Annotated in this window: 16 protein-coding genes; 13 read left to right on the plus strand and 3 right to left on the minus strand. The window is 34.6% G+C overall.

What is annotated here, in order from left to right:
• Window positions 1-107: 107 nt before the first annotated feature.
• The 12 genes from GTR01_RS09170 (at window position 108) to GTR01_RS09225 (ending at window position 9,962) form a co-directional block, all read left to right on the plus strand.
• Window positions 108-503 (plus strand): DUF1398 domain-containing protein, encoded by a 396-nt coding sequence (locus GTR01_RS09170; protein WP_228452197.1) that lies wholly within the window; start codon window positions 108-110, stop codon window positions 501-503.
• 146 nt (window positions 504-649) lie between these two features.
• On the plus strand, window positions 650-1,327 hold the full coding sequence (locus GTR01_RS09175; protein ID WP_185155111.1) for a DUF2490 domain-containing protein: 678 nt from the start codon (window positions 650-652) through the stop codon (window positions 1,325-1,327).
• A gap of 80 nt (window positions 1,328-1,407) precedes the next feature.
• Entirely contained in the window at window positions 1,408-2,412 is a 1,005-nt protein-coding gene (locus tag GTR01_RS09180; RefSeq protein ID WP_160137546.1) for a bestrophin family protein, read from the plus strand.
• Between the two features lie 101 nt (window positions 2,413-2,513).
• The gene (locus tag GTR01_RS09185; RefSeq protein ID WP_160137547.1) at window positions 2,514-4,127 is read left to right on the plus strand and encodes a Na+/H+ antiporter; all 1,614 of its coding nucleotides are present in this window, start codon (window positions 2,514-2,516) and stop codon (window positions 4,125-4,127) included.
• Window positions 4,128-4,356: 229 nt separating this feature from the next.
• Window positions 4,357-4,782 (plus strand): SRPBCC family protein, encoded by a 426-nt coding sequence (locus GTR01_RS09190; RefSeq protein ID WP_160137548.1) that lies wholly within the window; start codon window positions 4,357-4,359, stop codon window positions 4,780-4,782.
• 3 nt (window positions 4,783-4,785) lie between these two features.
• Window positions 4,786-5,286 carry a GNAT family N-acetyltransferase gene (locus GTR01_RS09195; RefSeq protein WP_160137549.1) on the plus strand — a complete coding sequence of 167 codons (501 nt, stop codon included), beginning with the start codon at window positions 4,786-4,788 and terminating at the stop codon, window positions 5,284-5,286.
• 5 nt (window positions 5,287-5,291) lie between these two features.
• Window positions 5,292-5,675, plus strand: a complete 384-nt coding sequence (locus tag GTR01_RS09200; protein ID WP_160137550.1) for a VOC family protein — start codon at window positions 5,292-5,294, stop codon at window positions 5,673-5,675.
• A 35-nt stretch (window positions 5,676-5,710) separates the two neighbouring features.
• Window positions 5,711-6,733: a glutaminyl-peptide cyclotransferase gene (locus GTR01_RS09205; RefSeq protein ID WP_160137551.1), complete on the plus strand. Its 1,023-nt coding sequence runs from the start codon at window positions 5,711-5,713 to the stop codon at window positions 6,731-6,733.
• Between the two features lie 97 nt (window positions 6,734-6,830).
• A complete protein-coding gene (locus tag GTR01_RS09210; RefSeq protein WP_160137673.1) occupies window positions 6,831-7,856 on the plus strand; it encodes a glutaminyl-peptide cyclotransferase in 1,026 nt (341 codons plus the stop codon).
• Window positions 7,857-7,916: 60 nt separating this feature from the next.
• The gene (locus tag GTR01_RS09215) at window positions 7,917-8,882 is read left to right on the plus strand and encodes a hypothetical protein (RefSeq protein WP_160137552.1); all 966 of its coding nucleotides are present in this window, start codon (window positions 7,917-7,919) and stop codon (window positions 8,880-8,882) included.
• Window positions 8,883-8,907: 25 nt separating this feature from the next.
• Window positions 8,908-9,522, plus strand: a complete 615-nt coding sequence (locus GTR01_RS09220) for a deoxynucleoside kinase (protein ID WP_068943809.1) — start codon at window positions 8,908-8,910, stop codon at window positions 9,520-9,522.
• 89 nt (window positions 9,523-9,611) lie between these two features.
• On the plus strand, window positions 9,612-9,962 hold the full coding sequence (locus tag GTR01_RS09225; RefSeq protein ID WP_160137553.1) for an ArsC/Spx/MgsR family protein: 351 nt from the start codon (window positions 9,612-9,614) through the stop codon (window positions 9,960-9,962).
• Between the two features lie 95 nt (window positions 9,963-10,057).
• Here the strand turns inward: GTR01_RS09225 and GTR01_RS09230 are convergent, their stop codons facing one another.
• Window positions 10,058-10,543: a hypothetical protein gene (locus tag GTR01_RS09230; RefSeq protein ID WP_160137554.1), complete on the minus strand. Its 486-nt coding sequence runs from the start codon at window positions 10,541-10,543 to the stop codon at window positions 10,058-10,060.
• Window positions 10,544-10,638: 95 nt separating this feature from the next.
• On the opposite strand from GTR01_RS09230, the gene GTR01_RS09235 reads away from it, so the two are divergent.
• Window positions 10,639-12,699: a M43 family zinc metalloprotease gene (locus GTR01_RS09235; RefSeq protein WP_160137555.1), complete on the plus strand. Its 2,061-nt coding sequence runs from the start codon at window positions 10,639-10,641 to the stop codon at window positions 12,697-12,699.
• Between the two features lie 151 nt (window positions 12,700-12,850).
• Here GTR01_RS09235 and GTR01_RS09240 read toward each other — a convergent pair whose 3' ends face one another.
• Together GTR01_RS09240 and GTR01_RS09245 are read right to left on the minus strand one after the other, a co-directional pair.
• The gene (locus GTR01_RS09240; RefSeq protein WP_160137556.1) at window positions 12,851-13,156 is read right to left on the minus strand and encodes a DUF493 family protein; all 306 of its coding nucleotides are present in this window, start codon (window positions 13,154-13,156) and stop codon (window positions 12,851-12,853) included.
• 40 nt (window positions 13,157-13,196) lie between these two features.
• A complete protein-coding gene (locus tag GTR01_RS09245; RefSeq protein ID WP_160137557.1) occupies window positions 13,197-13,868 on the minus strand; it encodes a DUF4197 family protein in 672 nt (223 codons plus the stop codon).
• Window positions 13,869-14,077 lie beyond the last annotated feature (209 nt).

A 14,077-nucleotide genomic window follows, 5' to 3' on the forward strand; every position in this document is an offset into this window, starting at 1 on the left:
GTTATAAGTTACCGGCAGTCATACTGCCGGTTTTTTATTTGATATTATATTTGCATCCCGAAAATTTTTAAATTTGGATAAAGACAATAACATTAATTAAAAATAGAATGATGAAATTTACCGTTGAAGATATTAAAACTGAACATCAAAAAGTGAAAAGCGGAGCAGATTTTCCACAATATATAAAAGCCATAAAAAATCTTGGAGTTTCTCATTATACCTCTTTTGTAGCAGATGGAAATACAGAATATTTTGACGGAAATAATGAATCTGCCCATACAGGAAGTAAGTATGATAAGCTTATCATAGCTGAAACAGTAAATCTTGAAAATTTTAAAACAAGATTAAAGCTTCATCAGCAGGGAGGTACAGATTACATCACATTCTGTAAAGACTGTGCAGAAAATGGAGTAGAGGGCTGGGTAATGGATTTGACGGCAATGACTTGTAGCTATTTTGATAATGACCGAAGAAATGTATTGGTAGAACAGATTCCGGGTTAAAATAGCAGGAACTGGAACAAAGTATCAGGTTTAAAGTTATTTACTATAATAACCTTGATGTAAATCTCTCATAAAAATATAGTTTGCTATTATTGATTTAAAATATTAATTTTGTTAAAAACGATAGATAATAGTAATTGATAAGCATGAGAAAGGTTTTTACGAAGTTGGCATTCACCGTATTGAGTTTAGGATCTGTTTTGACAATGGCACAAAAAAGTGATCTGGGTGCCTGGTATATGTATTTTGGAAATAATAAGATCAGTAAAAAACTGAATTGGCATAATGAAGTACAGTATCGAAATTTTGATGCTATTGGAGATTTGGAACAGCTCCTGATCCGTACCGGAATTGGATATGATCTGACCGAAAACAACAATAACGTCTTATTGGGATACGGATTTATCCTGAGCCAGCCTTATGTGAAAGGAGATAAAAAAGAAAATATAGAACACCGAATCTTCCAGCAATATATTACCAAACAGAAGTTCGGACGTTTTAACCTTCAGCATCGCTATCGTTTGGAAGAACGCTTTCTGGAAGATGATTTTAGAATGAGATTCCGTTATATGATAGGATTTAATATTCCGATCACTCAAAAAGAAATGTTGCCGAAAACACTGTATGCATCGGTATACAATGAAATTTTCCTGCATTTCAACAGTCCTGTTTTTGATAGAAACAGAGTCTATGGAGCCCTGGGATATGTGATTAATAAAAACATGCGGATTGAAGCCGGATATATGAATCAGATTCAGGAAAACAGAAACCGAGGACAAATTCAGATTGGTTTTTATAATAATATACCATTTACCAAAAACTGATTTTGACCATTTCTGAATGCGTTGATGAAAACTATTATCGAAAGAGATTAATTGAAATTTAATACAAAAAAATAACACATATGCATTCAGGAAAAAGATTTGGCGCACGGGAATTTATCAACTGGACACGCCGCAGTATTTATGCCTTAATTGTATTGGCAGCCATTCCTACAGTACTGTACTTTTTAGGATGGAAATTTCTTTCTGTGCCCTGGCAGCCTATTGCGATCATGGGAACTGCTGTTGCTTTTATCGTAGGATTTAAAAATAATGCCAGCTACAGCAGACTTTGGGAAGCGAGGCAGATCTATGGTGCGATTATTAATGACAGCCGTAGTTTTGGATATATCCTGAGAGACTCTCTTAGAAGCAAAGATCCAAATAAAGTAAAGGAGATGTTCCTTCGTCATTATGCATGGCTTACTGCACTTAGGTTTCAGCTTAGAGAACCAAGGGTATGGGAAAATACAGGAACAGCACAGTTTGATGAGTATGCTAAAAAATATGAAATTCCGGAGAGGCTTTCTAAGCTGGATGATGAATTGAAAAAATACCTTTCAGAACAAGAACTTCAATATATTCTGGGTAAAAAGAACAGAGCAACACAATTGATGGCTAACCAAAGTAAAGAGCTGTCTGAAGCTTATGAAAAAGGAGAAATCAATGACTTTCAATGGACGCAGATTAATCAACAGCTGGTAAAATTTACCGATAGTCAGGGAAAAGCAGAAAGAATTAAGAATTTTCCTTATCCAAGAAATTTTTCCTCCATCACAACATACCTTTTGTTGCTTTTCATTGTCTTTGTTCCTTTTGGATTATTAAAGGAGTTTGATAAACTCGGTGAAGGTTCTATGGTTGAAGGATGGACTATCTGGTTCAATATTCCTTTCTCGTTATTGGTAACATGGTGTTTCCATACCTTGGATAGTGTAGGAGAAGCATCGGTGAACCCATTTGAAGGAAGTGCTAACGATGTTCCCATTACTCAGATCAGCCGTACCATTGAAATTGATATGAGAGATATGCTGGATGAAACTGATCTTCCGCCAGCCATCACTCCAAAAAACAATATTGTGCTTTAAATTAAAAAAGATTAAGAAATCTGCTCTACCTGCGTGAGATAAAACAAACTCAGTTCAGACCATTAATCTTAACAAAAAAATACTTAAAAAACTAAATCAAAATGATTCACAGTTATGTTATAATATCCATTGTAGTCTTATTGTCTGTAATGATATTGGTAATGATTGGGCAAAAACTGAAGGTAGCTTATCCTATTTTTCTTGTGATTGCAGGATTGCTGATAAGCTTTGTTCCAGGGATGCCCCGCGTAGAAATAGAACCTGATCTTGTATTTCTGATTTTTCTTCCTCCTATTTTATTTGAAGCCGCATGGTTTACGTCATGGCAGGACTTTCACAAATGGAGAAAACAAATCTTTTCTATGGCATTTGGATTGGTGTTTTTAACATCAATCGTGGTTGCTTATCTTTCATCTTCCATTATTCCGGGACTTACCGTAGCGATGGGATTCCTATTGGGCGGGGTAAATTCTCCACCAGATGCCGTAGCAGCAACTTCGGTACTGAAACACATGAAAATTCCTAAAAAAATCACCAATATTTTGGAAGGAGAAAGTTTGATTAATGATGCATCCAGTTTAATTGTATTCAAATTTGCACTTGCAGCAGTTATTTCAGGACAGTTTATCTGGAGAGACGCTATTCAGGATTTCTTTACCATGGCTATTGGTGGAATTGCAATGGGAGTTGCCGTAGGATTCTTGTTTGGTGCATTGTTGAGAATTATTCCTACAAACTCTAATATAGATACGGTTATCACCCTGATTGTTCCTTACATTATGTATGTGGGAGCAGAACATTTCCATTTTTCAGGAGTATTAGCTGTAGTGGCGGGAGGTTTATTGATGTCTTATAACTCTCATTGCTATCTCAGTCATACCTCTAGGATACAGTCCGGGAACGTTTGGAGTGTGTTAATATTTCTGATGAACACCATTATTTTCATCCTTATCGGTCTTGAATTGCCAATCGTGGTGGAAGGGTTGACGGATTATACGGTTTCAGAAGGGATTTTCTATAGTGTAGTAATTGGTGGTGCGATTATCGGAACAAGAATCGTATACAGTTATGCATTAATGTATTTTCCAAGAATTTGCTCTAAAGAATTAAGGTTAAAAGTTCCGAAACCAGATTGGCGCGAACCCTTTATTATCAGCTTTGCCGCGATGAGGGGAGTGGTTTCATTGGCAGCAGCATTATCAATACCTGCATTTTTACCCAATGGAGATGCATTTCCGCACCGAAATATCATTTTATTTGTAACTTTCGTTATCATCTTAATTACGTTAGTTGGGCAAGGATTACTGCTTTCTCCAATCCTGAAAGTATTAAATATACAGGATGCCGGAAGCGAATTACCGGAAGAAAAACAAGAAGTAATTCTAATGCGTAAGCTTAAAGAAACAGCTTTACATAAGCTGGATAATGACTTTTCTGAACTGGCGGTCTCTAACAGTCTTGTACGCCACCAAAAACATAAACTGGAAAATGAAATGATGCTGATGGCTGATAAAGCCCAGTGTATGGCTTCTACCGGAGATTATGTGACAGCAATTAATGAGAATAAAGATGTTCTTCGTCAGATCATTCAAGCACAGAGAAATGAATTGCATAGAATGAAAAGAGAAAAAATATTTGATGACCATGTGATGAGAACCATAGAAATGCAGCTGGATTTTGATGAAGCAAAAATTACCGGATTCTCACATGGGTAATAAGAAAACTTTACGATAAAGTAAAGATATAACGACAAAAGTCACAAAAGGATTTAAGCTAAGTTTAAAATTAAGGTTAACTTGCGTAAGCTCACAAAGGGAAGATCTGGAGATTTTCAAAATAAAAGAGCTCTTTTCAATAGCAAGAATATTACCTTTGAAATAACTAAAGTATCAAGATTCTTTTGTGACTTTTGTAGTTAAAATAGTTTGTTAAAACTTTAAAAATATGAATACACCAATCATTGTTCAGTACAAAATCAATGCTCCAGTCGAAAAAGTTTGGAAAGCATTAACGGATAAAAATGAAATGAAGTCCTGGTATTTTGATATTCAGGATTTTGAACCGGAAGTAGGAAAGATATTTAATTTCTACGAACCGGGAGGTGAAAATAAATACCATCATCAAGGAGAAGTCTTGGAAATTATTCCCCATCAGAAATTAAAACATACCTGGTCTTATCCTGATTTTTCAGAGCAAAAAACAACGGTAACCTGGGACTTGCAATCTGATAATGATGGAACGCTGGTGAAGTTAATTCATGAAGATATTGAAAATTTCAAAGACTTAGGAGAAGGATTTTCGAGAGAGAATTTTATAGGAGGCTGGAATGCTATTTTAGGAACAAGTTTAAAGGAATATTTAGAAAAGTAAAACATGATAGAATTACAATTGTTCAACATCAATGATGCTCCGGCATTGATTTCAAATATTAAAGATAAAAAAGAACTTCTTCAATTTGCAGGCCCAATGTATCATTTTCCTTTAACTGAAGATCAACTTAAAATGGATTTGTCTGATGAAAACAGAACCCTGTTTAAAATAGTGGATGTTGAGCATCAGAGTACAATCGGACATGCTCAGATATTTTTAAAAGATAACACTTTTTTGTTGGGAAGAATTTTAATTTGGGATGAAAACAATAGAGGAAAAGGCTATGGCAAAAAAGTTATGCAGGAACTTCTGAAATATGGATTCAGGAACTTTAACAGGAAAGTTGCTGAATTGAATGTCTACGACTGGAATACCGGAGCTATTGAATGTTATAAAAAAGTAGGCTTTATCATTGATCCGGAAATTAAGAATGAAGTGAAGATTGATAATGAAACCTGGGTTTCAGTCAATATGAAAATTCACAGGAATACTTTTGTACAATAGAAGCGATGAGCAGATTTACCGGGTTTCGTCCCATGTTATGGACGGCAAATCTAGATGAAACCATTGGGTTTTATATCCAAACTCTTGGTTTTGAGCTGCTGGGAAGAAACGATGAATGGCATTGGGCTTCCCTTCGAAAAGATGATGTATATATTATGATTGCGTTGCCTAATAAAGATGAAAACCCTGATACCATAGGCTTTACCGGATCATTTTATTTTAATGTAGATAAAGTGGATGAATTATGGGAAGATCTTAAAATAAAGGCTAAAATTTGTTATGAAATTGAAACTTTTGAATGGGGAATGAGGGAATTTGCAGTATATGATAACAATGGATATATACTACAATTTGGTGAACCCGTGGATAATATTGGTAATACGGAATAAAATTTGCTATTTTTGGGGAAATATTTAGAAAGTCAATGAAAAAAAATATAATAGCGGGTTTCGCAGCAATCTTATTACTGGCATCTTGTAACAAGGATAAAGAGATTCTTGATACATTAAATACTTATAATAACTCTATGGTAGAGAAAGGATATCATTTCGGTGATAAACTTCAACTTCCAAAAGAAGTGACAGAAAATGCAGAAAGCGTAACCATTAGTTTTGGAGATAAAGAAACATCAGATTTAACGATTGATCCAAAGTTTTTTACTTTAGGAGACAATGCGGTTACTTTTAATATCAAAACAAAAGGTGGAGAAACCTTGAACCAGGATGCAACGATCAACGTATTTGCGAAAAATCCTGAAAAAAATATTGCTTACCAGATTGTAGCAGAATATCCTCACGATCCTAAAAACTTTGTACAGGGATTTCAGGTGGAAGGAAATACAATCTATGAAAGTGATGGGCAAAACGGATCTTCACAAATCTTAAAATATACGCTGGGAACAACAACTCCGCTCGCTTCTACCAAACAGGCTCCTGAAGATTTTTCAGAAGGAAGTACTATTGTAGGAGATAAAGTATACCAACTGACTTGGCAAAGTAAAAAAGGGTACATCTATGATAAAAGTTCCCTAAAACTTCTTTCAGAATTTGCTTATCCAAACGTATTGGGTGAAGGTTGGGGATTAACGTATGATGGGAAAAACCTGATCGCATCAGACGGAAGTAAACTTTTATATTTCCTGGATCCAAACAATCCTTCAAAGCTTATTAAGTACATTGCAGTAGCAGGAAGCTCACAGGCTTACGATCAACTGAATGAGTTGGAATATCACAATGGATTTGTGTATGCAAATGTATGGCAGAAGCCTATTATCCTGAAAATTAATCCCACAACAGGAGAAGTTGTAGGTACATTTGATTTCACAGAAATTGCGAAACAAAATACCAAAGGAACAGATGATGTTCTGAACGGAATTGCTTTCAAAGGAGAAAATATGTTGGTAACAGGAAAGAACTGGCCGAAAATTTATGAAGTTCAATTGAAATAATTATTGATAATCATCTTATAAAAATAGCGTTCCTTTGGGTTGCGCTATTTTTATTATTAGAGCTTATAAAATAGATATTAAAACAATGAAAAACTTTATCAGATTAAATCTTATAGTTAGTTTTGCTGCAATACTTTTGTTGACATCCTGTAATAAAAATAAAGAAATGATGAATGCTCTTGCAGACTATAATACTGCAAAAGAGAGCACGGGATATCACTTTGGGGATAAGCTTCAGCTTCCAAAAGAAGTTACTGATAATGTAGAAAGTATTACTATTAGTTTCATGCAGGGAGAAAGTTCAAACTTAATTATAGATCCTCAATTTTTTAGTTTGGGAGATAATAAAGTTGTTTTTGTTATTAAAGCTAAAAATGGAGAAACTTTTAATCAGGATGCAACAATCAATGTATTTACAAAAGCTAAAGAGAAAAATGTTGCCTATCAGATTGTAGCAGAGTATCCTCATAATCCTGCTCATTTTATAGAAGGTTTTGTACTTGAAGGAAATACGGTTTATGAAAGTGATGGGTTGGAAAAAGAATCTCAACTGATAAAATATACTTTAGGAGCTACAGCTCCTTCTATTATAAGAAAGCAGCCCGCTGATATCTTTTCGGAAGGCTGTACAATAGTTGGTAATAAGGTATATCAACTTACTTACCTTAATAAAATTGGTTTTGTCTACGATAAAAATACATTAGAAAAACTGTCGGATTTTCCTTTACCTAATGTAATTGGAGAAGGTTGGGGGTTGACTTATGATGGGAAGGATCTTGTTGCAACAGACGGTTCAAAATATCTTTATTTTCTTGATGTAAATACTCCTTCTAAAGTTATTAAAACAGTTGGGGTAGCTGGAAATACAGAAATATATGAGCATCTTAATGAACTTGAATATCATAAAGGCTTTATTTATGCCAATATTTGGCATAAACCTGTCATTGTAAAAATTGATCCTAAAACCGGAGAAGTCGTAGAAAGATATGACTTTACAAAACTGACGAGTGAAAATGATCAAGGAGATAGTGAGCATGTTCTGAACGGAATAGCTTTTAAAGGCGATAACATGTTAGTAACAGGGAAAAACTGGGCGAAAATTTATGAAGTTGCCTTTAAGTAATTAAAAGTGTAAATTGCTGGCATTCTATTTTGAAAGAATATTTTAATATAAGATAAAACATTGAAAGTAATCTATCTGATATCCCTTTTCATCTTCTGTACCTCTGCGGCGCAGAACATTTTGCCTTTAGATACCTTGAAGCTAAAAGAAGCTAAAGATATGCTCGCGGATGATTACGGAAATCTATATATCTATAAAAATAAAGACTTTAGCTTTACAAAGTATGACTCTTTAGGGAAACAGATCGGGAAAATGATGCTTACAGTTCCTTATAAAGTACAGACGGTACAAAACCCTTTGAATGTACCTTTGTTCTCGGAAAATGCCCAGGAAATGAAATTTGTAGACCAAAATATGAATGAAATCCAGCGTATAGATTTTAAGCAAAAATTTGGTTTTATCAGAATGGCTTATGCCGAAGATTTGCAGCAGCTATGGTTGCTGGATGATAGTACAAAACGCCTTATACAATATAATTTCAGAAACGATACCACGATCAATTCATTTCCTTTTGATATCAGTTTTGAAGACCTGATGGATTTGTTGGTATATGAAACGAAAGTATATATTCTTACCAAAAAACATATCAGAATTTATAATCTGAAATTTGAAAAGCTTTTTGAAGCCCCTGTGGATAACGGAAAGCGATTCAGAAGAGAAAATGATAATATTTTGGTGGTGGGCAATAATTCAATTTTAAAATATGTTCCGGAGAAAGGGATGAGTGTTATTTTTGATGCCCCCGATGCACAAATTGTGGATAAAAACATCCTTTCTTATTTTGAAATCAAGGGAAACAAGCTTTATCTTTACAGCCTTGAAAAAGTAAAGAAAGCCAGGCAGCAAAAACAACAGGAAGCTGAACTTCAGTCCATAGAGCAATCTGCTGGAAAACCTGCAGAAAATACCGAAGCAAAATCCAATGGAGGAGGGACAGAAAAGAAAACTCCTGAGAATACATTGGAAAAGTTGGTTGAAGAAACTTCCGAAGTTCAGGCAGCAGGCTTAGAAAAGCTTATCAATTAATCAGTAAATACAAGGAAAAAGAATTATGCATATTGCAGTTACAGGAAACATTGGAGCAGGAAAAACAACTTTAACTACGATGCTTTCTAAGCATTACGGATGGGATGCACAGTTTGAAGACGTAGATCACAATCCTTATCTGGAAGATTTTTATTCAGATATGAGCAAGTGGAGCTTTGCACTGCAGGTGTATTTTCTGGGAAGCAGATTTCGCCAGGTAAAAGAAATCAGAGAAAGTGGTAAAAATATTATTCAGGATCGTACTATTTATGAAGATGCTCACATCTTTGCAGAGAACCTTAATGATATGAACCTTCTTTCAGACAGAGATTTCAATAATTATTCATCTGTTTTTGACCTGATGAAGTCGTTTGTTTCAGCACCGGATCTTTTGATTTATCTGAAATCAGATGTGCCTAATCTGGTAAAGAAAATCTACAAAAGAGGACGTGAATACGAAGCGTCTATCAGCATTGAATATCTTTCAAAACTGAATCAGAAGTATGAAAAATGGATTTCCAACTATACAGAAGGAAAACTTCTGATAATTGAAGTAGATGATCTTGATTTCGTAGAAAAACCGGAAGATTTTGGATTGATTCTGGAGAAAATTGAAACAGAATTACACGGTTTGTTTTAACAAACTTTTATCAGAGTATTAAGACAACATCCATTGAATTCTTGTTAAATTTGTAATCAACAAGTTTAATTTTTTTAAAATAATTAGAAATGTTAGTTAAGGTTTTACATAACGGAAACTGTTCAAAATCAAATGCAGTATTAGAATACCTGGATGAAAACGGAGTATCTTTTGAGATCATCAATATCATAGAAGATCCTTTAAGTATTCTGGAGATTAAAACCGTGTTGAAAAAACTTAACCAAAGTGTTTTTCATATCATTCGTAAAACAGATAAACTATATATCGAAAACTACGCAGACAAAAATTATTCTGAAGAAGAATGGATCAAAATTCTGTCTGAAAATCCATCACTGATCCAGAGGCCAATCTTGGTAAAAGGTTCAGTAGCGATGCTGGGAAGACCTATTGAAAATGTGAAGTTCTTTATTGAGAAATAATCATTATACATATAAAATAAAAAAAGTCCGTTTTAACTTGTAAAACGGACTTTTTTATGTTCCCAGAAATACGATGCTGTTGGAAATTGAAAGCTTTAATGACCTTTTGGTGTTTTCTTTTTGTTTCCTTTGGGTTGTTGGATAGTATAGTACAGTGCCTCCAGTTCTTTTGGAGGATAACCGGCATCAAATATAGCAGAAGTGTAGGTGGTACCTCCTGAAGTAATGATTAAAGTAGCAGATAATGCCTGGTCGGAATACCTCCCTGTCGTAGGAGCTTTAAAGCTTGATATTTTGGAAAGATCAAGAGCTCCTGCTTGTCTTGCAATTTGTTCCCACTCAGAAGGATTCATTGCATATTTTGTAGAATCATCATTGGATATGCTGATTTTATAAGTTGGTGTAAAAATAGAATTATGGTTAATTCCTCTTGTTCTTTCTGTTAATTGTATTTTTTCTATTTTTTGTTGTTGAGATGTATTAGTTGATTTTGCTATATTACTTTCGTTTTTGTTTTGATTTGCACAGCATATTGCTGATATTATTAAAATAATGCTTCCTAATGTTGAAAATATTCTCATTGTATTTTTTTTTATGTTATTTGAATTTTTGTTAAATAGTTGCTTTTTTAATGTATTTAATTATATATATTTGCTAAATTATAAAAAATATACTAATGAAAAACTCTATTATTTTTAAATCCTCCTTAGCTGTATTATTTTTTATGGGGGTAGGATTTTCAAATGCACAGAAGAGAGACGAAGGAAGACCTTCAAAAAAAGTGTGGGAGAAAAGAGAACTTGACTCTAAAGGAACAGAAAAATGCGGAACGGTTGAAAACGAAGAAAACTTACAGAAGAAGTTTCCGAAAAGATTATCTACAGAACAGTTTGAAGCATGGATTGCTCCTTTAATTGAAAAAGCGAAAGCAGACAAGTCTCAGATTGGGAATGTGATTACCATTCCAGTGGTAGTGCACGTTATTCACAGTGGTCAGAATGTAGGGGTTGCTCCTAATATTTCTGATACTCAGGTAATGTCTCAGCTTACTGTAATGACTAATGACTACAGAAGAAAAATTAATACTCCGGGGTATAATACCAATCCTGTAGGTGCTGATACTGAAATAGAATTTGTACTTGCAAAAGTAGACCCTAACGGAAACCCTACCAATGGAATCGACAGAGTAAACCTTTGTAGAGACTACTGGGGAAGAGGTGATGAAAGCCAGGGGTATACCAATTATCTTGACAGTATTGTAAAGACTAAAACCATTTGGGATCCAACCCAATATATGAATATGTGGAGCGTGGATTTTGCTGATAATGGTTTATTAGGATACGCTCAGTTTCCTTCTAATTCCGGGCTAGATGGCCTGAATGCCAATATGGGGCCTGCTATTACAGATGGAGTAGTTGCAGGATATTCTACATTTGGTAGTATGGATTATAATGATGGTACATTCATCATGCAGCCTGGCTATGACAGGGGAAGAACAATGACTCACGAAGTTGGTCATTTCCTGGGACTAAGACATATTTGGGGTGATGCCGATTGTGGTACTGATTTTTGTGATGATACGCCTACGGCACATACTGCAAACTATGAGTGTACCGATCCTATACCGAGTTGTGATAGTCCGAACATTTTTGAAATGGTTGAGAATTATATGGACTATACCAATGACACCTGTATGAATATCTATACTAACGACCAGAAAACAAGAATCAGAACGGTAATGAACAATTCTCCAAGAAGAATGGAGCTGAAAGCATCTACTAAAGATCAGCCAATTGCTTTATTCCCAAATGATGCTGAAATAAAATATGATGGTGGATGTTCAGTAGGTGTTGTGAATTGCGGGCAAGGATCATTACGCCTGCTTATCACAAACAGAGGAACCAGTAATTTGACATCAGCTGTAATCTCTTATAGCATGAATGGAGGTGCTGCTCAGACATATAACTGGACAGGAAATCTTACTCAGGATAAATCAAGTGTGATCAATATTCCTGTTGGTGCATCTATAGCATCTTCACCGGTTTCTTTCTCAATTACTTCTGTAAATGGAACTACGGATCAGAGAAGTACTAACAATACTACGACTGGTAACTATGTAAAACCTGTTGCTCCTCAGTATTTTGCAACAACTACAGTTACCTTTAAGTTGCAAAGAGACAGATGGGGACAGGAGACAAGATGGAATCTTAAAAACAGCGCAGGACAGATTGTAAAATCAGGAAGATATGGTAATACCAATACCGGTGCTGCGGATCCACAACTTATTACTCAGGTGTGGGATTTACCTGAGGATTGCTATGTGTTTACAATATCTGATGATTTTGGTGACGGTTTAACCGGACAACTGGCAGGCGGAGTAACTGGATATGCAAAACTTACTACTGGTTCTAATGGTACAGGACAGACTATCTTTGAAGTGAATGGTGAATTCTCTTATGAAACCAAAGCGTTTACTACAAAAGAAAGTTTATCAACTTCAGAAACAGCTAAGAAAAACACTTTTGGAGTATATCCTAACCCGGTTAATGATATCCTGAATGTTACAGGTCTTTCTGGAGAATCCCAATTTGAAATTCATAATGCTGTAGGACAGATTGTGAAAAAAGGAAAGATTAATGATAGTAAGATTCATGTAGCTGATCTTGTAAAAGGAGTGTATGTGATTACAATTAATAATGCTAAAGTTTCAGAGAGCATTAAATTCGTTAAAAAATAAATACAACAATATTTAAGCTGATAAAACCGCCTCTCAATAGGGGCGGTTTTTATTATTTAAAAACGACTATATTTTTTGAAGGATTAAATTTATTAAAAGAATAAAAAGCATAAAAAAACCGTTTCATTTTGATCATGAAACGGTTTCTTTTTTACAATAGAATAACGCCTTCTATTTTTGCTACTTCTTTATAAATTTTCACTACCTGGTTTGCATCTAGCACAAATGCATTAATGTTGCAGGCTGTGTATTTTCCATTTTTGCTTTCGCGGTTTCCTAATGTAAATTTAATACCATCAAAAACTTTATAAATTTCAGTTAATTTTGATTGGTCTGTAGGGATGATAAATTTAAATAAATAATCCTCAGGAAAATCATGATGACCTTCCAGTTTCTCCTTTAAAGATTTGTAAAACTCTTCAGGATTTGCGTGTTGATTTCCTTGTAATATATCCATCTGCAATTGTTAATATAATATAAATATAACGAATTTTTTCCTATTTTCCAAACGGCCCTAATAGTGATTTAGAGTTCTGATGTTCGTAATCTTCGATGATATTGAAGAGTCCGCTTACCAGCTGCTCCGATGCAAGTTGGCTCAGTCCACCTGCGTTCACTGTATTTTTATTTCCTCCTAAAAGGTTACCAAGAAAATTACTTCCGGCAAGAGCTGTATTGATTGTTTTTACAATCCCATATTCATTCAGCTTCTCATCTACTTTGGGAGCAATAGCTGCAATAAGCTGTTGAGATGTTTTTTCCCTTAGGATCTGTGTTGCAGTAGTTCCGTCAATGATGCGGGTTACATCCTGAGCATTTAAACTGTTTACAGCTCCTTGTAAGATAGGTTTAGAGGTATTTACAGTATAGGCCGCTGCCTGGGCAATAAAATCTCTTTCTTTGGCAACTAATGAGGGGGCTACTTTTTCCAGCATAGAGTTGATTTCTCTTAGCTCTTTCGGAAGAGCCTTATCTACCATATTGTTTTGTAGGAAGGCTTCTTTATTGGTATAAACACCCATTCCTTTATCAATACCATTGAGTAGCATTCTTTTAATAATAGAGAGTCCCATATCGGAAGTGGCCAGTGTTGTACAAGATTGTACGGTGGTCGTAATAACAGCACCGGTTCCTATGATAAGAGCCGCTGCAATGATATATTTTTTCATTGATCTTTTTATTGCTTTTTTCAAAAACTGCACCAAAGGTAAATACTATTTTGTATTTAACAAAATATTAATGATTAGTGAATTATTTGGTGATCTTTTTTGTGAAAATCCTGATTTTGCCTTTGAAGATATGGTGGTGAAATGATAATTATTTTGGTTTTTAATTTGCAAAATATAATATTGTTGAGTTTTTTATTTAAAAAAATATA

The organism is Chryseobacterium sp. c4a (assembly GCF_009900745.1).
Lineage (GTDB): Bacteria > Bacteroidota > Bacteroidia > Flavobacteriales > Weeksellaceae > Chryseobacterium.

Bases quoted from the DNA above. Each gene is read 5' to 3' on its own strand.
- GTR01_RS09170 (WP_228452197.1), top strand. From the start codon at position 108: ATGATGAAATTTACCGTTGAAGATATTAAAACTGAACATCAAAAAGTG.
- GTR01_RS09175 (WP_185155111.1), top strand. From the start codon at position 650: ATGAGAAAGGTTTTTACGAAGTTGGCATTCACCGTATTGAGTTTAGGA.
- GTR01_RS09180 (WP_160137546.1), top strand. From the start codon at position 1,408: ATGCATTCAGGAAAAAGATTTGGCGCACGGGAATTTATCAACTGGACA.
- GTR01_RS09185 (WP_160137547.1), top strand. From the start codon at position 2,514: ATGATTCACAGTTATGTTATAATATCCATTGTAGTCTTATTGTCTGTA.
- GTR01_RS09190 (WP_160137548.1), top strand. From the start codon at position 4,357: ATGAATACACCAATCATTGTTCAGTACAAAATCAATGCTCCAGTCGAA.
- GTR01_RS09195 (WP_160137549.1), top strand. From the start codon at position 4,786: ATGATAGAATTACAATTGTTCAACATCAATGATGCTCCGGCATTGATT.
- GTR01_RS09200 (WP_160137550.1), top strand. From the start codon at position 5,292: ATGAGCAGATTTACCGGGTTTCGTCCCATGTTATGGACGGCAAATCTA.
- GTR01_RS09205 (WP_160137551.1), top strand. From the start codon at position 5,711: ATGAAAAAAAATATAATAGCGGGTTTCGCAGCAATCTTATTACTGGCA.
- GTR01_RS09220 (WP_068943809.1), top strand. From the start codon at position 8,908: ATGCATATTGCAGTTACAGGAAACATTGGAGCAGGAAAAACAACTTTA.
- GTR01_RS09225 (WP_160137553.1), top strand. From the start codon at position 9,612: ATGTTAGTTAAGGTTTTACATAACGGAAACTGTTCAAAATCAAATGCA.
- GTR01_RS09230 (WP_160137554.1), bottom strand. From the start codon at position 10,543: ATGAGAATATTTTCAACATTAGGAAGCATTATTTTAATAATATCAGCA.
- GTR01_RS09235 (WP_160137555.1), top strand. From the start codon at position 10,639: ATGAAAAACTCTATTATTTTTAAATCCTCCTTAGCTGTATTATTTTTT.
- GTR01_RS09240 (WP_160137556.1), bottom strand. From the start codon at position 13,156: ATGGATATATTACAAGGAAATCAACACGCAAATCCTGAAGAGTTTTAC.
- GTR01_RS09245 (WP_160137557.1), bottom strand. From the start codon at position 13,868: ATGAAAAAATATATCATTGCAGCGGCTCTTATCATAGGAACCGGTGCT.